We start from the raw sequence: 21,301 nt of genomic DNA, 5'->3' as shown, positions 1-21,301 counted from the left end.
ATGCTGATTGGCAAGCAGGAAAAATATATCGAGCAGCTCGGTGAACCGACTGTTGCAACGGACGCGCTTCCAGGCTTGATCAGAAAAGCATCCGGCATGATGAAGAAGTTCAATATGAGCATGGACGACAATACAATCAGGCAGCGTATCGAAAGCAGTCGGCTCATCCATCATCCGATGTGGATCATAAAAAACACAGTCGTTGCGACAAGACGGCCATTCAAGCCGAAGCGCATACCCAATATGATATTTGTCGATGCAGTTTCAGGTTACCGTGGGCTGCTTTCCACAGTGCCTTTCATTTCCGAGGTTTCTGTGGATAAAAACAGCATCGTCCATCCCGTCATTGATGAAGCGGATGTTGCCCGATATGTAAAGGATGTACAGACAATGCAGATTGACCGGTCCTATGTACTCAAGAAACCGCAGCATGAGCCATCCGAACCAAGGATTGTACATCTTCCTCTATGGAAGGTTGTAATATCAGGAGATCAGGGTAGGGAAATCCATTACATCAATGCCAACACCGGTGAATCGGAAACATTCATGAGCGGACGGTGGGCCAGTGGTGTGGATCTGATCGATGAGAAGAGCGAGGGTGGTCCAGTATGGAGACCATAATATTTTTTGCAACGACACTCGCCTTCATTATCCAAGCATTCCAGATGCATTTCATTTCCAGAAGAAGAAGCTACTTCAGCTTTGACGATGCCAGCTTCACAGAACAGCAGCTCGTTCAGATTGAGGACTCCTGGATTATCGAATTGGAGAAGTTCACCATCTTTCTGTCGTTTGGCATCTTCCTGACTGCAGTCGTCTGCCATCTCCTTATCGATCCGGTGAATGCAGTATGGCTCATCATTTCAATCTATGCCATCATGCTTCTGCTGCTCGGAATAAGCAATTATAAGGTATATCAGGTGACAGCAAAAAAGAAGTATCTATGGCAATCAGTGTGGCCACTGCTGTCGATACCTGTAATAATCTATCTTATGCTGACACTCAGTGTGAAGGCAGTTGATGTTCAATTTGAGGACCACACTATCATGATCAGTGACGAATCACGGGAAATACATTTTAGTGAGATCGACGAACTGGAAATGGTCTCCGATGAACCATCGATTCCTGTCGATAATCGTGTGTCGGGCATCGGGGGGCATCTCCATGGTGATTATACAGTAGTTGATAAGCTTTATACTCTGCATATAGAAGACCGTTCAAGCGAAATGATCCGACTGGTGACCAATAACCATTACAGGTATATCAACTCGAGTGATGATGCCACCACTTCACGATGGTACGAAGAACTGAAACAGCGTATTGAATAGGGACGCAATCCCAAGATTGCGTCCTTTTGTCTTTGTGGAAGCGTTGTGTCATACTTTTTCCAAGGAGGAATGCCGATGATATTCACATTAATCTATATATTATTTGCCGGATTGCTGCTGAAGTCTTTTCACACCCGTTACATATCCGAGAAAAGGAAATACTTCAGCTTTGATGACCGGCGGTTTACGGACGATGACTACCTGAAGGTACAGGACCTGAATATTGGTCGGCTGGAAGGCATATTTCTTTTTATCATGCTTGGCGTTCTTCTTCTGGCATTGGGAGTGCACCTGTTCATCGATCCTGTACTGTCGGTATGGCTGATCGGGCTCTTTCTCGCTGCCATGCTGCTTCTGAGTCTGATTGTCGACCTGAAGCTCCATACTGTGACTTATGATAGGAGCCACCTGGTGATGGCAGTCATCTGGTTCGGGGTCATTGCAGGCATATTCATCTTCCTTTTCGCGCGTGGTACTGAAGATGTCGATATGGTATTCGAGGGCACGCATGCAAGCATGCTGCCTGATTATATCGGCTATGCGTATGAGGAGATAGAGCGTATCGAAATGGTGGACGCGATGCCGGAAATCCCTTTCAATCACAACGTTCTCGGTACATTGAACCAGCGGCATGGATCTTTTTCGAAAGGGGATACTTTTTTTTCGTTGAATATCGAAGATCTTGGGAATGAAATGATTGTCGTAGTACGGGGTGATGTCCACACCTATATCAACGATAAGAATCCAGCTATGACAAGGGAGTGGTACGATACTTTGAAGGAAAACGTCGAATAGGTCTTCCTTTGACATGAAAGGCGTTTCATATTGTATGATGAAATAGATTGAAGTTAAAATTCAGGATGAGGTGCGAAGGATGAAAGATAAAAGTATTATTTTCTTTGATATAGACGGCACGTTGCTGAACACTGAAAAAAAGCTGCCCGATACGACGCGACAGGCAGTGGACGAATTGAAAAAGGCGGGGCACATTGTCGCAATTGCGACCGGTCGGGCGCCGTTCATGTACAAGGAGCTCAGGGAAGCGCTCGGTATCGATACATATGTCAGCTGCAATGGACAGTATGTAGTACTGGAAGGTGAGGTCATCTACAGGAATCCGCTGGATGCCAGAGCCCTGGCTGACTTGACCAGGCAGGCACTTGAGAACGATCATCCGGTCGTCTACCTGAGCGAAGACGAAATGCGTTCCAATGTACCTGAACATGAATATATTACAGAAGGTCTCTCCACTCTGAAGCTCGGCATCACGCCGACCCACGATTCCTCCTACCATGAAGAAAAGGAATTATACCAGACGCTGCTCTTCTGTCCGGAAGGAGAGGAGCAGCAGTATGAGGAAGCTTACGATGCTTTTAATTTCATCCGATGGCATCCAGTGTCACTCGATGTCATTCCGAGGGGCGGTTCGAAAGCGAACGGTATAGAAAAGCTCATCGATCATCTCGGCTTTTCTGCAGAGAGGCAGTTTGCTTTTGGTGATGGACCCAATGATATAGAAATGCTGACCACCGTACACAACAGCTATGCAATGGGAAATGCGACCGACCTTGTAAAATCCTATGCCAAGTATGAAACGAGACATGTCGATGAAGATGGCATACTGCATGGATTGAAGATGGCGGGGCTTATCCAATAGCGGATGGCAGAACCTTCAGAGTCTGTACTTTATAGTACAGACTCTGAAGGTTTTTTTAATGTGTCTTCCTTTACCATATGGCCGGCCTCGAACGTTTTGTCATAAGCATACTGGGTATCTGAACCTTAAATGATCAATTGAATGAACCCAAAGGATGAGGGCATGGAAAGAATAAAAATAGGTGATACAAATATAGAAGCGTCGCGTATTGCGCTCGGTACATGGGCGATGGGTGGCTTCATGTGGCAGAACGAACCGGATGAAAAAGAAGCGATACGGACTGTGCATGAGGCATTCGACCAGGGAATCAACATGATCGATACTGCACCGGACTATGGACTCGCGAAGTCTGAAACTTTCATCGGCAAGGCACTGCAGGAGTCGGATGTGAAAAGGGAGGATATCGTCCTTGCATGCAAACCGGGCATCGACTGGACGAACCAAGGGGATGTCTATCGTGATATGCGCCCGGAACGCGTGGAAGAGGAAGTGGACAACACGCTCAAACGCCTGAAGACGGATTATATAGATCTATACCAGGTCCATTGGCGAGACAAGGAAGTACCGATGGCTGAAATGGCCGGCATGATGAAGCAGCTGTATGATAAAGGGAAGATACGTGCCATCGGGGTTACCAATTTTACACCTCGGGAAATGGATGAATTCCGCGAGGAGTCGCCGCTGCACGTCACCCAGAACCAGTTCAACATGTTCCAGCGTGGACAGAGAGACTGCTTCGCCTATGGCGAAAGGCATCAGATGACTGGGCTTGCGTGGGCACCTATGGCACATGGCATGCTTACCGGAAAAATGGACAAGTCGACGACGTTTGCAGAGGAAGACATCAGACACAGCCACCCGATGTATTCAGAAGAGCAGTTTACGAGACACATGGATGCGCTTGAAGACCTGAAAGCCTTCGCTATGGAGCGCAACAAGAGCATGCCGCAGCTTGCCATACGTTGGGTTCTGTCCCAGCCTGGGCTCGGCATCGCACTGTGGGGGGCACGAAAACCGGAACAGCTGAAAGATATCGAAGGTACCAGCAACTGGATTCTCGATGAAACGGAACTGAAGGAAATAGATGACATACTGAAGCGTCATATCGATGATCTGGAAAGCAACTATCTCGAGCATTACGCCCCGCCACACCGTTCTGAACTACAGTCTTTAAAGTATGTGAGAATGGAATTTTCCTGAGACTGTGAACACTATGTGAAGAACGAGGCACGGGCGTTTGAATGGAAACGCCAAGGGTATAATTAATATGATCATATTAAAAGAAGGGTGATAAAGAATGACTAGCACAGACAGCAAGCAGGAAGTAAGAGATGCACTTAACCTACAGGTCGCCAACTTCACAGTACTCTGGACAAAGCTTCACAACTATCACTGGTATGTAAAGGGAGCAAATTTCTTCTCCCTTCATGCAAAATTCGAGGAGCTCTATGATACGGCTTCGACCTATGTGGACGAACTGGCTGAAAGGCTGCTTGCAATCGGCGGAGAACCCATTGGCAAACAGTCTGAAGCGATTGAAAAAGCAAGTGTCAAGGAAGCGGAATACGATGTGGATGCCAATGCCATGGTGAAACAGCTTGTAATGGATTATGATTCTGTGATTGAAGAGCTGAATTCAGGCATCAAGGCAGCAGAAGCAGCCGGAGATGACCGCACAGCTGATATTTTCATCGGCATGGTGACGGATATTGAAAAGAACAACTGGATGCTCAGATCCTTCCTCGGAAAAGAAGTCAATCAGTAGAATGATAAAAATAATCCAGCTCCCTATGGAGCTGGATTATTTAGTATATGCAGTTTCTACTGGCTATTATAGCTGTATTCGTCGTTTGTTTCTGCATCATCAGGTGTACGGATGTTGTACTTCCATGCTTCATCTTCATCAATCATCTTCTTGACGGCGTAGATGGTCAGGAACTGCAGGACAATGATCGGCAGCCCCATCATGCCGGATATGACTTCAAGTGGTGCGAGTCCACCGATCTGCATCAGTACGAGCGCAAGTCCAGTGATGACCAGTGCAACGAAAATCCTTAGGAATTTCGATGGATCATTTTCACTCATGTCATTTCTGCTGGTATATGCAGCAATTGTGAATGTTGTTGAATCGAGTGTAGTGGTCAGGAAGATCATTGCAATGATGATATAGAGCACCATGACCAGCCCGGACCACGGAAGGGTCTGCAGAATGTCAGGAATCATCTGTACCGCTTCCTCATTTTGTGCCAGAGAAAGAATATCAAGCTGACCGTTCAGCTGTCTGTGTACTCCGATGCCACCCAGTATGCCGGTCGCAATCCATGACAGTGCTGTCGGTGCAAGAAGATACGTCAGAATCATTTCCTTTATTGTGCGACCTCTTGAAATTTTCGCTGCGAATACACTATGCAGCATCGCCCATGTGGCACTATAGGCAATCCAGAAAATCATATGGCTTCGCATATGTGCTGTCTGTTCCACTGCCAAAGAGTCCGTAAAGAAGGAATAGGTCAAGTAGTTGTTCAGCAAATGGCCGACGGTATCTGTGAAATAGTCGAGAATGAAGATTCCGGGGCCGATTACAAGAATGAACAGCGCCAGAACCCCTGCAAGATATACATTCAGCAGGCTCAGGCGTTTGATGCCTTTCTCGATGCCCAGGTAGGCACTGAGTGAGAATAGTGCGACCCAGATGAATGTGACAATCATCGTCATGGTGAATGTCACTTCGATATTCATCAGTGCAGCAAGATTGGATGTAATGATCGGTGTTCCAAGACCCAGTGTTACTGCCGCACCTGAGAGAATGCTGACCAGAAACAGAACGTCGATCAGTATGCCGCCGATTCCATCAGTGAAACGGTCTCCAAATATTACGCGGGTTGCTTCCGAGACGCGCATCATCGGACGTTTCTTCACATGGATGATATATGCAATTGCAGGTGCTGTCATGACGAATATGGAGAAAATCTGGAAGCTCCACATGTACATGGAATAGGCGTTGCCCCAAAGCATGGCATCTGTAGAGCCGGGTTCAATACCGAACGGCGGGTTATTGGCAACCTCTGCCCATTGCACCATGCCGGTTCGCATGATTGTGGACCCAAGCCCCATGGCAATGAGTATTGAGGCGTATGACATCAGTGAAAAACGAGGTTTTTCATCGGGTGCACCAAGTACCACCTTGCCGTATTTTGAAAAAGACAGGTAGAGGCCCGCTGCAAGCAGAAGTGTGGCGTACCAGATATAGCCCCAGCCGAAATTGGCAACAATCTGATCGAAGATGCCATTCAGCAGTGTCAGCGATTCCGACTCGAACAGCGCCAGTGGAATACTGATAAGTAGAATGAGAAGCAGAGAAGGAAGAAAGATTTTCCAGTCAATCGCCTTGAAACCACTTCTCTTTCGTTTTTCAGACATAAGTATGCTCCTAACATATTAAGTTTTTACAGTTTGACATGTATACTACATATATATAACAATCAGTAGGCAATAAAACATGGAATTTTATATTCTACACAATAAGTAGGATATAACACAACCTAATGGTAGCAAATCATGGTGTATATAGGAAGAGGTGGAGACATGGAAACATCAAATAATCGGGAACTATCTTTGAAACTTTACGTAGTACTGCATCATGCCTTTCATGCAATTCAGAGTGAAGCTTTCAAAGATATGCGAAAGCACGGGCTCAATCCTACAGCTTTTGCCGTATTGGAACTTTTGTATAATAAGGGGCCACAGCAGGTCCAGCATATTGGAGAAAAGGTGCTGATCTCCTCGAGTTCAATCACCTACGTGGTGACCAATCTCGAGAAAGAGGATTATGTCAGGAAGGAGCAGTATGAAGCAGACCGTCGTGTTTCATATGTTTCTCTGACGGGTAGAGGAAAGTCGTTGATGGATAAGATTTTCCCCGATCATGCAGAACGTCTTGAGCAGGTTGCAGGTGGCCTCGATCCGAAAGAGAAGAGTGAACTGATCGAGCTGCTCAAAAAACTGGGAAAGAATGTTTCGCTGTAACGTATCTTATCTGTGACATCATTCTTACAAAGGAGAGATATCATGACAGAACTGAATCTGGCTGTAGTCTACTACAGTTCGACTGGTACCAATCATCAGATGGCTCAATGGGCTGAAGAAGCAGGTAAGAGTGTGGGCGCGAACGTAAGATTACGTAAAGTACCCGAGACGGCACCGATGGAAGCAATAGAACAGAATCCTGCATGGAAAGAGCATTATGAGAAAACACAGGATGTCACAGAAGCGACTACCGAGGATCTTGAGTGGGCGGATGCCATCATCTTCAGCGTACCAACGCGTTTTGGCGTAGAAGCATCCCAATTCCGGGCTTTCGTTGACACGACCGGCGGCTTGTGGGCACAGGGCAAGCTTGTCAATAAGGTGGTTAGTGCAATGACTTCCGCGCAAAACCCGCATGGCGGACAGGAGGCCACAGTGCTTTCCATCTATAAGACGATGGCACACTGGGGTTCGATTATTGTACCACCGGGCTATGGAGACCCTGTCCAATTTGCGTCAGGAGGCAACCCGTACGGTGTTTCCGCGACTGTATCGGAGAATGGGATCGTTGGTGATATCGAGGATGCAGTAAAGTCCCAGGCAAGACGTACAATCGATGTAGCAAAATGGATCAAAGATGGCCAAGGTCAGTAGATATAGAAGAGCAGTTGAACAGGTGCGTTCAGCTGCTCTTTTTACATATGTTTCATATAGGATCTAGAGGGTACTTTAGTTGTGCAAATCATATATTGAAAAGGATGGGATACCATGTTCTACCATAGAAAAGAATTGCAGTTCGAAGCTAAACCGGAAAAACCGAATCCGGTATTTGCGAAGATGTTACAGGAAGTCATTGGCGGCCAATACGGTGAGATGTCAGTAGCGATGCAATACTTATTCCAAGGATGGAACACGAGAGGCAACGAAAGGTATAAAGATCTCATACTGGATACGGGGACAGAAGAACTCGGCCATATAGAAATGCTCGCAACAATGGTTGCAAGATTGCTTGATGGTGCACCGATTGATGAGCAGGAAAAAGCGATGAAAGACCCGGCAATCGGCGCCATCATGAGTGGCATGAATCCGCATCATGCCATCGTTACAGGTCTTGGGGCAGCACCTGAGAATAGCGCAGGCGTACCATGGAGTGGTGGTTATATTATAGCGAGTGGAAACCTGCTGGCAGATATGAGAGCGAACGTAAATGCCGAATCCCAGGGACGCACCCAGGTGGCCCGTCTCTATGAAATGACGGATGACCCTGGTGTCAAGAAAATGCTGTCCTTCCTGCTTGCCAGAGACACAATGCACCAGAACCAGTGGATTGCAGCAATCAAGGATCTGGAAGAGAAGGAAGGCGTTGTCGCTCCTTCCACAGTGACAAAAGATATGGAAGCGACAGAGTTCTCATACAAACTCTACAACTTCTCTGAAGGTGAAGGCAGTTCCCAGCTTGAGTGGATGGATGGCGTAACACCGGATGGTGCGGCAGAGTTCCAGTACGAAAGTACTCCGAAGGCATATGGAGAAATCCCTGTGCTCAATCCAGCACCAAAATATATGCACAATACACTGCCGAACCAGGATAAATAGAATTGGCAGTCATAGCGAAAAGCATCCTTCCATCAGATGGAAGGATGCTTTTTTGTGCTATATATGTTCGACAAAAAGATACTGGGCGATGGTCTGGCTGATCTGTATCTCCTTGTTGGAAGTGTCATGATGCAGTGTTATCAGATCGAGCGCACTGTCCCGCTCCTTCACAGTAACCTGGTCGCCGATTCCCAAGTTATGGTTCTCAAAATAGTGAAGCAGCTTTTCATCATCCACAATGCGGGAGATGCGTACCGGAGTGCCGGTTTCCGCCTCGGTCAGGTGGATGGTCCGCACTTCCTGTTCCTCCATGCGATCTACAGAAATGGCACCGCCATGAGGACAATGCTCCGGGTAGTCGAGGTACTGTTCAAGCTTATCCGCCAGTATGGAGCTCGTAGTGTGCTCCAGCAGTTCGGCTTCCGAGTGGACATCATTGATCGAGAAGCCGAGGTGTTTCACAAGAAACACTTCCCAGAGTCTATGCTTTCTGATCATTCTCTTTGCATAGTCGGTGCCTTCACGGGTGAGCTTGCTGCCTTTGTAGGGTGTGTATACCACCCAGCCGGACTTGACCAGGCTGTTCATCATCTCCGTCACGGTGGGGGGTGAGATGCTCAGTCGATTGGCAATCTCCTTATTCGGTACCTGTTCTGTTCTTCCACCAAGTTCGAACAGTATTTTCAAATAATCTTCTTTAGTCGGGCTCAAAATAATCCTCCGTTCCTGGTCCGGTCTTTCATCTATTCATTATGAAGTACACGCTCTAGGCGGGCAACTCGTATTTGAGTCGCGTATAGTGTGTAAATTCTTCGCCGCGCCGGGTGAGCCTGTATTTTTCTTCGTCCTTTTCCATATATTCATTTGCGATAAGGTAGCTGATATGCCGGTTGAACTGGGCTTCAGACAAGTTGAAGTGCGACATGATCTCTTTCTGGCTCAGGGATTCATGCGATGCTTCATTCATAAGCATCATTATCATGGCGCGGCTGAACGTTTTCTTCTGGTGTTGTTTCTGAATGCGCCGGATGATGAATCCTTTACTGTTGAACAGAAATACAATCATGAACGTAATCAGTGCTACGAAAGCGGTGGTTCCAGCGACGGACAAGTCAAAATGGAAGCTGATGAAATAGCCTGCGACACTGTTCAGTACTGCAAACGCGAGGGCGAGTCCAATCATCGCACCGAGTCGTCTGACCAGCAGATACGCAGTCAGAGCAGGCGCAACGAAGAAGTTGATGACAAGTATGGAACCGACGGCATCGAAGGCTGCAACTGCAGTGACCGAAACGAGCGTCATGAGACCATAGTGGATGAGTGCAACCGAAAAGCCGGCAATGTATGCAAATTTAGGATCGAAGCTTGTCACTTTCAGCTCCTTGTAGAACAGGGTGACGAAGGCGATGTTGATAAGCAGTATGATGGAGAGCTGCCAGAGGGCATTCGGAATGCTCACACCCAGTATATCGATACGGTTGAATGGCGCAAAAATGACTTCCCCCATAAGTACAACGTCCATATCCAGATGCACATTGCCCGCAAATTTCGAAACGAGTATGACTGCGATGGCGAACAGGGCTGTAAATACAAACCCGATGGCGGCATCCTGGCGGATCAGTTCTGTTTTTGAAACAAGCTCAATGATATAGACGGTAGCGAGTCCGACGAGGCTCGCTGCAATGATGAGCCATGGTGAACGGATGTCATTGGTCACGAAGAAAGCGAGCACGATGCCGAGCAGTATCGTATGGCTGATTGCGTCGGTAACCATCGCCATGCCACGCAGTACCAGGAAGACCCCGAGCAGGCTGGCAGCCATTGCGGTGACAATCAATACAAACAGGACCTCTATCATCATGAGCGTTCACCCACTTTTCTTTTCAGGATACTGCGTCTGAGCAGTCCTTTCCTTGCAGACAGCAGGGACACGAGCACGAATGCTGACAGGACAAGTATGATTGCCGGGCCGGTGGCGATGTCATTGCCTGCGGTACTGATGTAGGTGCCTGCAAATGCTGAGATCCCACCTGTAGCGGCGGCAATGATGAGGACGTGGAAAAATCGATCCGACCAGAGCTGTCCGACGACAGCAGGTGCAATCAGCAGATTGACGATAAGGATGGCACCGACGGCCTTCAGGCCGACGGCGATCAGTGTAATGGTGATGCCGAGAATCATGAAGTTCATCAGCATATTGCTGATGCCGATGCTGCGGCTGTAGACAGGGTCGAATATATATATTTTAAGCTGCTGGTAGAACAGTATGAAAACCAGCAGACTCGCGCCCGAGGCGGCCAGTATGAGATATACATCACTGCGCAGCATATAGGCGGCCTGCCCGAATATATAGTCGGACAACCCCTGTGTACCCTCAAAGTCCGGATTCCCTTGTACGAAGCTCATCAGCGCCATGCCAAGGCCGAAAAAGGAGGAAAGAACAAGGGCAAGTGCACCATCGAGCGTAATTCTAGAATGCTCGGTAATGATCTGGATGGTGAAGAAGGCGATGATGCCGAGCAGTATCGCCCCAAGTGCCAACGCAAGCGTTTCTCGGGTGCCGGCGAGCATGAAGGCGAGCACGATGCCGGGAAAAGTGGCGTGTCCCACAGCATCACCGATCAGGCTCTGCCCCTTGATGACACTGACTGTGCCGATGATTCCCGAGGCAACGGCCAGGATGACCGTCCCAAGCGCTACGATCATGAAAGTGTAGCTTGTCAGTATATCAATCATGGTGACCACTCATCTCATAGTAGGCCTTTTCGATATTGGACTCATTCCAGATTGCCTCTACAGGTCCTTGTGCAATGACTGTCTTATTCAAAATGACAGCATGATCAAAATAGTCTTCGACCGTATCCAGCTGATGATGCACGACGACAAACGTCTTTCCTTCCTGCTGCAGTGCCTTCATGACATCAATGATCAGTTTCTCGGTCGTAATATCGATGCCCTGAAGCGGCTCGTCCATGATGTAGATCTCTGCATCCTGTGCAATGGCACGCGCAAGAAACACTCTTTGACGCTGGCCACCGGACAGCTCGGATATCTGGCGATTTCTGAAGGCTTCCATCTTCATGGTCTTAAGAGCGTCAAGGGCGATCTCTGAATCCTGCCTATTCGGACGCTTGAACCACCCTTTGTGGACGTACCGGCCCATCAGCACCACATCCAGTACGGTTGCAGGAAAATCCCAGTTGACTTCACCTTTCTGAGGCACATAGGCGATTCTTTTCAAAGCGTGTCTGACATCTTTTCCGTCGATATCTATTTTACCGGATATGGGTTTGATCAGCGTCATGATGGATTTGATCAGCGTCGATTTGCCTGCACCATTCGGACCGACGATTGCAGTGCGGCTATTGGCAGGAATGGACATGTTGACATGCCATAGTGCAGGTTTTTCCTGATAGGCGACGTTCAGATCCTTTATTGTGATGAGTGTTTCCATGTGTTTGCCTCCCTATTTCAGATGATCTGTAATGGTATCGATGTTATGCCTGAACATGCTGATATATGTGTCTCCTTCACTGCCGGCTTCACCCAGCGAGTCGGACAGCAGTGCATCGTTTTCAGTGCCGACCACTTCGACGGATCCGCCTCTCGACTGGATGATTTCCTTCAGGCGCTGCATCCGGTCCGGGTTTGTAGTGGTTTCTATGAATACCGCCTTGATGTTGTTTTCCATAATCAGATCTGCTGTCGCTTCGATTGTATTGTTGGACACCTCGGCATCTGTTGAAATGCCTTGCGGTGCATGGACTTCAAGGTCATAATTGGCAGCCAGATAGCCGAAGGCATCATGTGGCGTAATGACGAGCCTCGAAGACTCGGGAATTTCATCAATCCGTTCCTCGACATAATCATCCAGTTCATTGAGAGATTTGAAATATGCTTCCTTATTTTCAAGGAAAGCATCTGTGTGTTCAGGATAGTCCTCGGATAGTGTGCTGCTTACGGTATTCACCGCTGACTTGTAGAGTTCGATATCGAACCAGAAGTGCGGATCTGCCTCGCCTTCGCCTTCCTGCAGCAGGGCCGTTTCATCAAAATCTTCGGTGATGGATGTTCCGCCATCCAGTACATCCGCCATCCGTCCTTCAAAGTTCAATCCCTGATAGAGCAGCGTGTCGGCGTCCAGTATCAGTGCAAGGTCACTGGCTTTCGGCTGATAGATATGCGGGTCTTCCCCGGCCGGAATGATCAATGAAGTGTCGAATGCATCAACGCCTTCGCTCAGCACCTGCACCATGTCATAGATGAATGTCGTTGTGACTACGACATCCGGCTGTCCATCCTCCTCGCCCTGCACGCTGCTGCATCCATAGGAGAGGAGCAGTATAGCAGCCAGCAGGCAGAACACGATCATCTTCTTCATGTGGCACCTCCACTTCTTTTTATTTAGGTTACCCTAATAAAAATATTTAGTCAAACCTAAAAATCAAAATGGTAATATCGGAGTTCCATAATACTAAATTTTTCATTTAATTGTTTAAGTTCATATTAAGGGGAAAAAGAAAAGGGGTGGGCTTTCTTCAGAAAATGATGGAAACCTATCTTTATATTATTACCGAGACCACCCGGAATATTGAAATCAAATCCTGGTATTTGGAATTGAAAATAGTCATGAATCAAAACAGATTATATTTGATGAATGATTTCCATATCCTTAATGGAAGTGGGTCATCATCACCTATGATATAATCGAGCTACAGAAATGCGAACGTTTGCACAAGGAGGGATATCATGAAAAAGCGCGCCAGTGGTCTACTGCTCCATGTCTCTTCATTACCCGGAAAGTACGGCATTGGAGATTTCGGGGAGAATGCATACCAATTTGTAGACTTCCTTTCTGCGACAGGCACAAAGTACTGGCAGATACTACCGCTTGGCATTACGAGTTTCGGCGATTCTCCCTATCAGAGTTTTTCTGCTTTTGCCGGAAACCCTTATTTCATCGATTTCGATCGACTGATGGAGAAGGAATGGTTGAAAAAGTCGGAAATCATCCAGACGGATCTCGGAGAAGACGATGAGATTGTAAATTATGCAAAATTGTATGAAGGAAAAATGTCCCTGCTCCATAAGGCATTCCTGCGTGCCTACCCGGATATTGAGGAGGAGCTGGAGCGCTTCATGGCGTCTCATGAAGACTGGCTGCCTGACTTTGCGTGCTTCATGGCCATCAAGAACGCATATGGAAATATTGCCTGGACTGCATGGCCGAAAACCTATCGTCTTCGGGATCCGGAAGTGCTTGAGGAATTCCGCGAGGAACATAAAAAGGATATACACTTCTGGGTCTTCACCCAGTATCTGTTCTTCGAACACTGGCATGATCTGAAAGTATACGCAAACAAAAAAGGTATTCGGATCATCGGCGATATCCCGATCTATGTCGCAGCGGACAGTGCGGATGTCTGGTCGCGGCCGGACCTCTATAAACTGGATGAAAACCTGCATCCTGAAGTTGTCGCCGGGGTACCGCCCGACATGATGAGCGATACCGGGCAGCTTTGGGGAAACCCGATCTATAATTGGGAAAAAATGAAGCAGGAAGGCTATCATTGGTGGATCAGACGTGTCGAAGAAAGCTTTGAACTGTTCGATGCAGTCCGCATCGACCATTTCAGAGGTTTTGAATCCTACTGGGAAGTGCCGGCAGAGGATGAAACAGCAGAGAATGGACGTTGGGTGAAGGGGCCTGGTCTTCCACTGTTCGAGGCGATAAAGGAGAAGCTCGGAGATAAGGAGATTCTGGCTGAAGATCTCGGGTTCCTGACAGAGGAAGTCTATAATCTGATTGAAGCGACAGGCTATCCAGGTATGAAGGTCATACAGTTCGGTTTCGGCGACGAGGATTCCGAATACATGCCGCATAATTATACGAGGCATTCCATTGCATACACCGGCAACCACGATACAAAGACGATGCAGGGATGGCTCGACACTGCTGATGAAGCAGCCTTCGAGACAGCAAAAGACTATCTGAACCTTACTGAAGCGGAAGGGTACGTCAATGGCTGCATCAGAGGTGTATTCGCCTCCTCTTCCAATCTGGCCATCATCCCTGTACAGGACCTTCTTGGGCTTGATGACTCGGCCCGCTTCAACTGGCCATCGACCATCGGAGGCAACTGGGAGTGGCGCATGACACAGGAGTCGCTTACGGAAAAGCATAAAGTACATCTAAAAAATTTGAATAAACGCTATGGGAGGTCATTATGACGTCATTACAACTCAAGGAAAGAATTGAAGGAAAAGCGTATGAAAGCCACGGCCAGTCCTTTTACGCCCTGAACGAAAAGGAACAGTTCAAAGTAGTCGGCAATGCTGTAATGGAGTATCTTGTACCGAAGTGGATCGAATCCAAAAGCAAGTTCAACAAGAAGAAGCAGGCCTACTACCTATCTGCTGAATTTCTGATGGGACGCGCGCTGAGCAATAATCTGGTCAACCTCGGCATAGATGATGAAGTCAAAAGGACGCTTCATGAAATGGGCGTCGACTATAATGCATTGGAAGATGCGGAAGATGATGCAGGACTTGGAAACGGTGGACTCGGCCGCCTTGCTGCATGTTTCCTGGATTCCGGTGCCACACTCGACTATCCGCTGTCCGGTTACGGCATACTGTACCAGTATGGCATATTCAAGCAGAATTTCGTCAACGGTTTCCAGGTGGAATCTGCCGACCCGTGGCTCGAACATGGCAATCCATGGCTGATCAAGAACAGCAACGATACGGTGATTGTCGAGTTCAGCGAAGCAGACAAGGTGGAAGCTGTACCGTACGATATGCCGATTGTCGGCTATGGTGGCGATACTATAAATACACTTCGTCTATGGAAGTCGGAAGCCATCCATAAATTCGACTTCAGAGCGTTTGACGAAGGTAAATATATCGATTCGGTCAGAGCGCAGGATGAAGCGGAAACCATCTCCCGCATCCTCTATCCGAATGATTCGACAACAGAAGGCAAGAAGCTCAGATTGAAGCAGCAGTACTTCTTCACTTCCGCATCCCTTCAGGATCTGATGATCAAGTACAAGGCGGAAGGCCATAAGAATTTCGATGACTTTTCAAAACTGCATTCCATCCAGCTGAACGATACACACCCGGCGCTTGCCATCCCGGAGCTCATCCGTCTTCTTGAGCGGGAAGGTGTGGATTTTGAAAAAGCCTTCGATATTACACAGAAATCGATGGCCTATACGAACCATACTCTGCTGGCAGAAGCGCTTGAAGTATGGGACAAGGGGCTTTTCAGATCAGTACTTCCGAATCTGTATCCATACATCGAGGAGATCAATTCCCGTCTGATTGCTGAACTGAAAGAGTGGAAAATTGACAAGGATGAATGGCATAACTTCCTGATCATCCAGAATAATGGCATCCACATGGCATTCATGTCCATCTATGCAACCCGTGCAGTGAACGGTGTGGCAGCAATCCATACGGAACTGCTCAGAACGGATGTCATCAGCTCATGGCATAATCTCTTCCCGGACCGTATCGTCAACAAGACGAACGGGATCACACAGAGAAGATGGCTGCTCCAGTCCAATCCTCAGCTGAGTGGCATGATCACAGACCTTCTCGGCTCGAAGGAATGGATTACAGAACTTGGACGGCTGAAAGATCTTGAAGGAAAGCAGGATGATGATCAGGTGCTGGAGCGTTTCATTGATATCAAGCATGAAAAGAAGCAGGAGCTGGCGGAGTATATACAGTTCCACGAAGAGGTGGATATCGATCCGGATTCCATTTTCGATATTCAGATCAAAAGGCTGCACGAGTACAAGCGTCAGCTGATGATGGGATTCTATATCGGTGATCTGTACAACCGCATCAAAGCCGATCCTGAAGGTGAATGGACAAAACGGACATTCATCTTCGGAGCGAAGGCAGCTCCCGGGTACTACATCGCCAAAGCAATCATCAAGTATATCAACGAACTGGCAAACCGCGTGAACACCGATCCCGAAGTGAATGGCATCATCAAAGTGGTGTTTGTTGAGAACTATGGCGTTTCCTATGCTGAAAGGTTGTTCCCGGCAGCGGATGTGTCTGAACAGATTTCAACCGCAGGCAAAGAGGCCTCCGGTACAGGTAACATGAAATTCATGCTCAATGGTGCAGTCACAGTCGGCACGATGGATGGTGCCAACGTGGAGATTGTGGAAGAAGCAGGCAGGGAGAACAACTATATCTTTGGCATGGAAGTGGAAGAAGTTGCAGAGAAGCGGAAGAACTATGATCCGATAGCTGCAATGAAGCAGACCGAAGGTCTGGAACAGGTTGTCGAATCCCTGGTCGATGGCACATTCCATGATAACAATACAGGGATGTTCCAGAATCTATACAATAACCTGACACAAGAGGATCAGTACTTCGTATTGGAAGACTTTGGAAGCTATCGCCAGGCACAGGATCAGATTGCCAGAGATTTCAAAGATCAGAAAGCCTTCTATAGAAAAGGGTTCATCAACATGGCCAATGCAGGCAAGTTCTCGTCGGACCGTACGCTGGAAGAATACGCAAAAGATATATGGCACGTCGCCAGACAGCAATAGAACACTTCAAAATTACAGAAATGGCCTGGCCGCAAATGCGGCCAGGCCATTTTTCTAGTCATCAAGCAGAAACTGCTCTTCGTCCCTTGAGTGGATTTCATCCACAATGATGATGGATACGGAGTAGTCGATGAGTTTCTGGAAGTCGACTGCCTCCTTGGAAAGTTCGGTTCTCATCCGTTCAATCATATTGCGCATCAGGTCATGGTCGCGCGTCAGCTGCTGGACTTTATCGTGGAGGGCGGGATTTTTATCTACCGCTTCCTGGTAGAGTCCATTCTCTTCCTCTTCGCTTTCGGCATGTGCAAGGATGCGCTGTTCCACATATTCGATGAACGACTGCATCTCTTCTGCAAGTGCTTCGTGTTCCTGTTTATTCAATAGAGTTTTCATATCCGTAACGTGGTCCTCTGCACCTCCCAGGCTTGCGTCATGAATCGCCCGGTGGGCATGAAGCTGTCTTAGTGCCGGTCCTGCCATGATATCGCCCCCAGAATAAGTTTACTACTGATCTTCTTTTACAGGATTCGTTGCCCACATCTGGCTTGTCTTGATGAAAGTTCTCGGGTTGAGCTTGAGCTGGCTGACAATAATATCCGCGATGTCTTCTGCATGAGTCATCGTCTCTTTCTTGAGTCCGGTTTCCCCAATCAGATCCGTCAGCACAGCGGATGGTGTCAAGTAGGACACTCTGATGTTGTGCGGGCGCATTTCCTGCATGACGCCTTCAGTCATACCGATGACTGCAAACTTTGTTGCAGAATACAGTGAACTGTTCGGACCGCCTTTCAGTCCGGACATGGAGGAGATGTTGATGACATCTCCCTGTTTCCTAGTTTTCATCTGCGGAAGAATACCGTGCATCATATGGTAGATACCAAATACGTTGACATCCATCATTTTTCTCAAATCTTCTTCAGAACTGTCCAGAAAAGAAGTAGGATTCATGATGCCGGCGTTGTTGATGAGGATGTCGATGCGGTCGAAAGCGTCGTTCACTTCGTTCAGAATACGATCGACGTCTTCTTTATTCGACACATCGCCATTCGCCCCGATGACTTCCACATCGTGTTTCTGAAGTGCGTTGACCGCGTCTTTCAGCGTGTCGGCGTTCCGCCCGATGACTGCAATATTGACGCCTTCCTGTGCCAGCGCGTGAGCGGTGGCGAGTCCGATGCCCTTCGTGCCTCCGGTGATTACAGCATATTTTCCTTGGATCTCCTGCATGTATTCTCTCTCCTTGTCGACAAGATTTATACTTCCATTGTAGCAAAGACGCAGTCGGCAGGCACTGATGAGACTTCTCTTGTGTTAAAATCATTGTATAATGAGAAAAAAGCACATCGGACAGACGAGGAGGCAGCAAAATGAATGAATGGCTCGACCGCGCACAGGAAAAGGACAGAGAAGACAAGCTGGCCAAGTACAAGAAAGAATTCTATCTGGGTGAAGCAATCCATTATATGGACGGAAATTCACTCGGACTGATGAGCAGACCGGCAGAAAGGAGTCTGCTTGATGTCATGGAAGATTGGAAGCAGCATGGCATCGATGGATGGACACGTGGCGATCGCCCATGGTTCTATATGAGCGAGCGGCTCGGGGAAATGATGGCGGATCTTGTGGGCGCAGATGCCCATGAAGTGCTTGCAACGAACTCGACGACCATGAATATCCACCAGACCGTCCGGACACTCTATCAGCCGACAGATGACAGGTACAGGATTCTTGTCGATGACCTGAATTTTCCGTCGGACATCTATGCAGTACAGTCGATTCTCGATGACTACGGCCATTCGGATGGCATGGTCAAAGTCCCTTCGGATGATGGACATACCCTCTCCACTGAAGCGATCATCGATCGGATGGACGAAAGTGTGGCACTGGTACTGCTGCCATCGGTGCTCTATCGCAGTGGACAGGTGCTGGAAATGAAGAAGCTGACTGAAAAGGCGCATGAGAAAGGGATCCTCATCGGTTTCGACCTGTGCCACTCCATCGGATCGGTACCTCACGAGCTGAAGAAGTGGGGTGTGGATTTCGCGATGTGGTGTACATATAAGCATCTGAACGGCGGACCGGGATCGGTAGGTGGACTGTACGTCCATGAAAGGCATCATAATCTTGCAGTAAGTCTGAAGGGCTGGTTCGGCAACAACAAAGAGACCCAGTTCGATATGGCACACACATTCGATCAGGCACGGGACATCAGCCAGTATCAGGTCGGCACCCCGCATATCTTTTCGATGGCGCCGCTGCTCGGTTCTTTGAAAATGTTCCAGGAAGCGGGCATGATGAATATACGCAGAAAGTCACTCGAGCTTACATCCTTCATGATGGATATGATCGAAGCGGTGCTTGAAGGGCATGAAGTGGAGATTGTCACACCAAGAGCGCACGCACACCGCGGCGGACACATACTGATTGGTCATCCGAAAGCCGCCGGCATCAATGCGGCCTTGAAGTCGAAAGGTGTCATTCCCGACTTCCGTGCTCCAAACTACGTCAGAATCGCGCCGGTTGCACTGTACAACTCATTCGAGGATGTCCATCATACGGTCATGATCCTGAAGGAGATCATGGATGATCGGCTGTATGAACAGTTTGATAACAAAAGGGGAGTGATTGCCTGATGTGGAAGGACATTACACAGACGCTTGATGATGCCATTGCCCACTGGCCTGAAGATACGCTGTTCACCTACGAACGTACAGTATCAAAAGAGCAGAGCGGTTCGGTCAATATAGGCAGAATTGAAACAAGTACACATATCGGCACGCATATCGATGCACCATTCCATTTTGATGATGCGGGTGCCACAGTGGAACAGCTGGATATCAACCGCTATATCGGTGCGGCCACAGTGATTGAAGTACCGGCTGAAGAAACCATTACATTGGAATCACTCGAAACCTTCCCTCTCAAAGGCACGATACTGCTCATCAAAACAAAGCATCATACCGATCGCACCGTTTTCCCTGACCGCATTCCTGTACTCGAGAAAAGGGCGGTCGAACATCTTGCGCTGCACGATATCAAGCTTTTCGGCATCGATGTCGCATCCGTCGACACGATCGATTCGAAGACGCTCGATATCCATCATCTGCTCTACGAACGGGATATCATGATCATCGAAAATACAGTGCTTGACGATATCGAACCCGGATATTATGACTTTATTGCCATGCCTCTGAAGATCAGAGGCGGAGACGGCTCGCCTGTGCGCGCCGCACTACGCTTTACGGGAGGATTCGAAAATGAGTGACTATCAGGATCGCACACTTGATGGGGAAAATGTAAAAACGGATTTCATGAAAGACATGACTTATGGTGAATACCTCAGTCTCGATCGCATACTCTATTCCCAGAACACACTGACGGATGAACACGATGAGACGCTGTTCATCATCATCCATCAAGTTTCAGAGCTGTGGATGAAGCTGATCATACATGAAATCAATTCGGCAATTGAAGATATAAAAATGGATGACTTCAGAATGGCATTCAAAAAACTGGCACGGGTGACCAATATACAGAGGCAGATCATTTCAGCATGGGATGTACTGTCCACCATGACACCGAGCGACTACTTGAAATTCCGCGACAGCCTCGGTAACGCTTCAGGTTTCCAATCCTATCAGAACCGCATGATGGAATTCAGTCTCGGGTACAAGACGACACACGCACTCAAAATATACGAAAAGGATTCCGGGGTGCATGAGCAGCTCAAATCCCAGCTTATGAAGCCGAGCATCTATGACGAAGCCATCCGTGCAGTCGACAGGGCAGGGTTTGAAATCGATGACGCTGTGCTGCAGCGGGAAGTGACAGAAACTTATGTCCCCCATCCATCCGTCAAGGAAGCATTCAAACAGATATACTTGAACACGGATCAGTATTTCGAATTGTACGAGATGCTTGAGAAACTTGTTGATGTGGAAGACCTATACAGCCAGTGGCGATTCAGGCATATGAAGACGGTCGAACGCATCATCGGCTTCAAAAAAGGGACCGGCGGCAGTTCGGGAGTGGACTACTTGAAACGGGTAATCGACCATTACTTTTTCAGAGAGCTTTGGGAATTGAGATCTGAACTATAAAAGAAGGGGTGACGG

Annotated in this window: 22 protein-coding genes; 14 read left to right on the top strand and 8 right to left on the bottom strand. The window is 48.0% G+C overall.

Going from position 1 to position 21,301, the window contains the following annotated elements:
* The 6 genes from J4760_RS09985 (at position 1) to J4760_RS09960 (ending at position 4,750) form a co-directional block, all read left to right on the top strand.
* Positions 1-621, top strand: coding sequence for a hypothetical protein (locus tag J4760_RS09985; RefSeq protein WP_237605598.1), 621 nt, complete (start codon positions 1-3; stop codon positions 619-621).
* Positions 609-1,328: a hypothetical protein gene (locus J4760_RS09980; protein WP_237605597.1), complete on the top strand. Its 720-nt coding sequence runs from the start codon at positions 609-611 to the stop codon at positions 1,326-1,328. Before J4760_RS09985 ends, J4760_RS09980 begins: the two co-directional genes overlap by 13 nt.
* A 75-nt stretch (positions 1,329-1,403) precedes the next feature.
* Positions 1,404-2,123 (top strand): hypothetical protein, encoded by a 720-nt coding sequence (locus J4760_RS09975; protein ID WP_237605596.1) that lies wholly within the window; start codon positions 1,404-1,406, stop codon positions 2,121-2,123.
* 79 nt (positions 2,124-2,202) lie between these two features.
* Positions 2,203-2,985 carry a Cof-type HAD-IIB family hydrolase gene (locus J4760_RS09970; protein WP_237605595.1) on the top strand — a complete coding sequence of 261 codons (783 nt, stop codon included), beginning with the start codon at positions 2,203-2,205 and terminating at the stop codon, positions 2,983-2,985.
* Between the two features lie 162 nt (positions 2,986-3,147).
* Positions 3,148-4,185, top strand: a complete 1,038-nt coding sequence (locus J4760_RS09965) for an aldo/keto reductase (RefSeq protein WP_237605594.1) — start codon at positions 3,148-3,150, stop codon at positions 4,183-4,185.
* A gap of 97 nt (positions 4,186-4,282) precedes the next feature.
* The gene (locus tag J4760_RS09960) at positions 4,283-4,750 is read left to right on the top strand and encodes a Dps family protein (RefSeq protein WP_237605593.1); all 468 of its coding nucleotides are present in this window, start codon (positions 4,283-4,285) and stop codon (positions 4,748-4,750) included.
* Between the two features lie 56 nt (positions 4,751-4,806).
* Here the strand turns inward: J4760_RS09960 and J4760_RS09955 are convergent, their stop codons facing one another.
* Positions 4,807-6,405 carry a BCCT family transporter gene (locus J4760_RS09955; RefSeq protein ID WP_237605592.1) on the bottom strand — a complete coding sequence of 533 codons (1,599 nt, stop codon included), beginning with the start codon at positions 6,403-6,405 and terminating at the stop codon, positions 4,807-4,809.
* Positions 6,406-6,570: 165 nt separating this feature from the next.
* Between J4760_RS09955 and J4760_RS09950 the strand changes: the two genes are divergently transcribed.
* The 3 genes from J4760_RS09950 (at position 6,571) to J4760_RS09940 (ending at position 8,607) form a co-directional block, all read left to right on the top strand.
* Positions 6,571-7,011 carry a MarR family winged helix-turn-helix transcriptional regulator gene (locus J4760_RS09950; RefSeq protein ID WP_237605591.1) on the top strand — a complete coding sequence of 147 codons (441 nt, stop codon included), beginning with the start codon at positions 6,571-6,573 and terminating at the stop codon, positions 7,009-7,011.
* A gap of 42 nt (positions 7,012-7,053) precedes the next feature.
* Positions 7,054-7,665 (top strand): NAD(P)H:quinone oxidoreductase, encoded by a 612-nt coding sequence (gene wrbA, locus J4760_RS09945; protein WP_237605590.1) that lies wholly within the window; start codon positions 7,054-7,056, stop codon positions 7,663-7,665.
* A gap of 114 nt (positions 7,666-7,779) precedes the next feature.
* Positions 7,780-8,607 carry a manganese catalase gene (locus J4760_RS09940; protein ID WP_237605589.1) on the top strand — a complete coding sequence of 276 codons (828 nt, stop codon included), beginning with the start codon at positions 7,780-7,782 and terminating at the stop codon, positions 8,605-8,607.
* A gap of 57 nt (positions 8,608-8,664) precedes the next feature.
* Here J4760_RS09940 and J4760_RS09935 read toward each other — a convergent pair whose 3' ends face one another.
* Genes J4760_RS09935 through J4760_RS09915 form a run of 5 tightly spaced genes read right to left on the bottom strand, consistent with a single transcriptional unit; the run spans position 8,665 to position 12,988 of the window.
* Positions 8,665-9,318 (bottom strand): metal-dependent transcriptional regulator, encoded by a 654-nt coding sequence (locus J4760_RS09935; RefSeq protein ID WP_145288159.1) that lies wholly within the window; start codon positions 9,316-9,318, stop codon positions 8,665-8,667.
* Positions 9,319-9,373: 55 nt separating this feature from the next.
* Complete coding sequence (locus J4760_RS09930) at positions 9,374-10,468, bottom strand: metal ABC transporter permease (protein ID WP_237605588.1); 1,095 nt, start codon at positions 10,466-10,468, stop codon at positions 9,374-9,376.
* Positions 10,465-11,343 carry a metal ABC transporter permease gene (locus J4760_RS09925; RefSeq protein ID WP_237605587.1) on the bottom strand — a complete coding sequence of 293 codons (879 nt, stop codon included), beginning with the start codon at positions 11,341-11,343 and terminating at the stop codon, positions 10,465-10,467. The genes J4760_RS09930 and J4760_RS09925 overlap by 4 nt, the downstream gene beginning before the upstream one ends.
* Entirely contained in the window at positions 11,336-12,061 is a 726-nt protein-coding gene (locus tag J4760_RS09920) for a metal ABC transporter ATP-binding protein (RefSeq protein ID WP_237605586.1), read from the bottom strand. Before J4760_RS09920 ends, J4760_RS09925 begins: the two co-directional genes overlap by 8 nt.
* 12 nt (positions 12,062-12,073) lie before the next feature.
* The gene (locus J4760_RS09915; RefSeq protein ID WP_237605585.1) at positions 12,074-12,988 is read right to left on the bottom strand and encodes a metal ABC transporter solute-binding protein, Zn/Mn family; all 915 of its coding nucleotides are present in this window, start codon (positions 12,986-12,988) and stop codon (positions 12,074-12,076) included.
* A gap of 368 nt (positions 12,989-13,356) precedes the next feature.
* Between J4760_RS09915 and malQ the strand changes: the two genes are divergently transcribed.
* Both malQ and J4760_RS09905 read left to right on the top strand, forming a co-directional pair.
* Complete coding sequence (gene malQ, locus J4760_RS09910) at positions 13,357-14,838, top strand: 4-alpha-glucanotransferase (protein WP_237605584.1); 1,482 nt, start codon at positions 13,357-13,359, stop codon at positions 14,836-14,838.
* Positions 14,835-17,186, top strand: a complete 2,352-nt coding sequence (locus tag J4760_RS09905; protein WP_145288172.1) for a glycogen/starch/alpha-glucan phosphorylase — start codon at positions 14,835-14,837, stop codon at positions 17,184-17,186. The genes malQ and J4760_RS09905 overlap by 4 nt, the downstream gene beginning before the upstream one ends.
* Before the next feature lie 54 nt (positions 17,187-17,240).
* On the opposite strand, the gene J4760_RS09900 is transcribed toward J4760_RS09905, so the two are convergent.
* Complete coding sequence (locus J4760_RS09900) at positions 17,241-17,666, bottom strand: hypothetical protein (RefSeq protein WP_145288175.1); 426 nt, start codon at positions 17,664-17,666, stop codon at positions 17,241-17,243.
* A gap of 24 nt (positions 17,667-17,690) precedes the next feature.
* A complete protein-coding gene (locus J4760_RS09895; protein WP_237605583.1) occupies positions 17,691-18,413 on the bottom strand; it encodes an SDR family NAD(P)-dependent oxidoreductase in 723 nt (240 codons plus the stop codon).
* 140 nt (positions 18,414-18,553) lie between these two features.
* Between J4760_RS09895 and kynU the strand changes: the two genes are divergently transcribed.
* From kynU to J4760_RS09880, 3 genes are read left to right on the top strand one after another with little or no spacing between them, the layout of a single operon-like run.
* Positions 18,554-19,819: a kynureninase gene (kynU, locus tag J4760_RS09890; protein ID WP_237605582.1), complete on the top strand. Its 1,266-nt coding sequence runs from the start codon at positions 18,554-18,556 to the stop codon at positions 19,817-19,819.
* Positions 19,819-20,451 carry a cyclase family protein gene (locus tag J4760_RS09885; protein WP_237605581.1) on the top strand — a complete coding sequence of 211 codons (633 nt, stop codon included), beginning with the start codon at positions 19,819-19,821 and terminating at the stop codon, positions 20,449-20,451. Before kynU ends, J4760_RS09885 begins: the two co-directional genes overlap by 1 nt.
* The gene (locus J4760_RS09880) at positions 20,444-21,286 is read left to right on the top strand and encodes a tryptophan 2,3-dioxygenase (RefSeq protein WP_237605580.1); all 843 of its coding nucleotides are present in this window, start codon (positions 20,444-20,446) and stop codon (positions 21,284-21,286) included. The genes J4760_RS09885 and J4760_RS09880 overlap by 8 nt, the downstream gene beginning before the upstream one ends.
* Positions 21,287-21,301: the final 15 nt, after the last annotated feature.

Origin of the sequence: Salinicoccus sp. ID82-1, from assembly GCF_021991715.1 — a bacterium.
Taxonomy (GTDB): domain Bacteria; phylum Bacillota; class Bacilli; order Staphylococcales; family Salinicoccaceae; genus Salinicoccus; species Salinicoccus cyprini.
Note: the sequence above shows the minus strand (reverse complement) of the source record. Positions and strands in the feature narration are given on the sequence as shown.

Excerpts from the sequence above, each read along its gene's own strand:
- J4760_RS09940 (WP_237605589.1), top strand. The coding sequence starts at position 7,780 with ATGTTCTACCATAGAAAAGAATTGCAGTTCGAAGCTAAACCGGAAAAA.
- J4760_RS09925 (WP_237605587.1), bottom strand. The coding sequence starts at position 11,343 with ATGATTGATATACTGACAAGCTACACTTTCATGATCGTAGCGCTTGGG.
- J4760_RS09955 (WP_237605592.1), bottom strand. The coding sequence starts at position 6,405 with ATGTCTGAAAAACGAAAGAGAAGTGGTTTCAAGGCGATTGACTGGAAA.
- J4760_RS09900 (WP_145288175.1), bottom strand. The coding sequence starts at position 17,666 with ATGGCAGGACCGGCACTAAGACAGCTTCATGCCCACCGGGCGATTCAT.
- kynU (WP_237605582.1), top strand. The coding sequence starts at position 18,554 with ATGAATGAATGGCTCGACCGCGCACAGGAAAAGGACAGAGAAGACAAG.
- J4760_RS09970 (WP_237605595.1), top strand. The coding sequence starts at position 2,203 with ATGAAAGATAAAAGTATTATTTTCTTTGATATAGACGGCACGTTGCTG.
- J4760_RS09895 (WP_237605583.1), bottom strand. The coding sequence starts at position 18,413 with ATGCAGGAGATCCAAGGAAAATATGCTGTAATCACCGGAGGCACGAAG.
- J4760_RS09975 (WP_237605596.1), top strand. The coding sequence starts at position 1,404 with ATGATATTCACATTAATCTATATATTATTTGCCGGATTGCTGCTGAAG.
- J4760_RS09880 (WP_237605580.1), top strand. The coding sequence starts at position 20,444 with ATGAGTGACTATCAGGATCGCACACTTGATGGGGAAAATGTAAAAACG.
- J4760_RS09920 (WP_237605586.1), bottom strand. The coding sequence starts at position 12,061 with ATGGAAACACTCATCACAATAAAGGATCTGAACGTCGCCTATCAGGAA.
- wrbA (WP_237605590.1), top strand. The coding sequence starts at position 7,054 with ATGACAGAACTGAATCTGGCTGTAGTCTACTACAGTTCGACTGGTACC.
- J4760_RS09965 (WP_237605594.1), top strand. The coding sequence starts at position 3,148 with ATGGAAAGAATAAAAATAGGTGATACAAATATAGAAGCGTCGCGTATT.
- J4760_RS09950 (WP_237605591.1), top strand. The coding sequence starts at position 6,571 with ATGGAAACATCAAATAATCGGGAACTATCTTTGAAACTTTACGTAGTA.
- malQ (WP_237605584.1), top strand. The coding sequence starts at position 13,357 with ATGAAAAAGCGCGCCAGTGGTCTACTGCTCCATGTCTCTTCATTACCC.
- J4760_RS09930 (WP_237605588.1), bottom strand. The coding sequence starts at position 10,468 with ATGATGATAGAGGTCCTGTTTGTATTGATTGTCACCGCAATGGCTGCC.
- J4760_RS09980 (WP_237605597.1), top strand. The coding sequence starts at position 609 with ATGGAGACCATAATATTTTTTGCAACGACACTCGCCTTCATTATCCAA.
- J4760_RS09905 (WP_145288172.1), top strand. The coding sequence starts at position 14,835 with ATGACGTCATTACAACTCAAGGAAAGAATTGAAGGAAAAGCGTATGAA.
- J4760_RS09960 (WP_237605593.1), top strand. The coding sequence starts at position 4,283 with ATGACTAGCACAGACAGCAAGCAGGAAGTAAGAGATGCACTTAACCTA.
- J4760_RS09885 (WP_237605581.1), top strand. The coding sequence starts at position 19,819 with ATGTGGAAGGACATTACACAGACGCTTGATGATGCCATTGCCCACTGG.
- J4760_RS09915 (WP_237605585.1), bottom strand. The coding sequence starts at position 12,988 with ATGAAGAAGATGATCGTGTTCTGCCTGCTGGCTGCTATACTGCTCCTC.
- J4760_RS09985 (WP_237605598.1), top strand. The coding sequence starts at position 1 with ATGCTGATTGGCAAGCAGGAAAAATATATCGAGCAGCTCGGTGAACCG.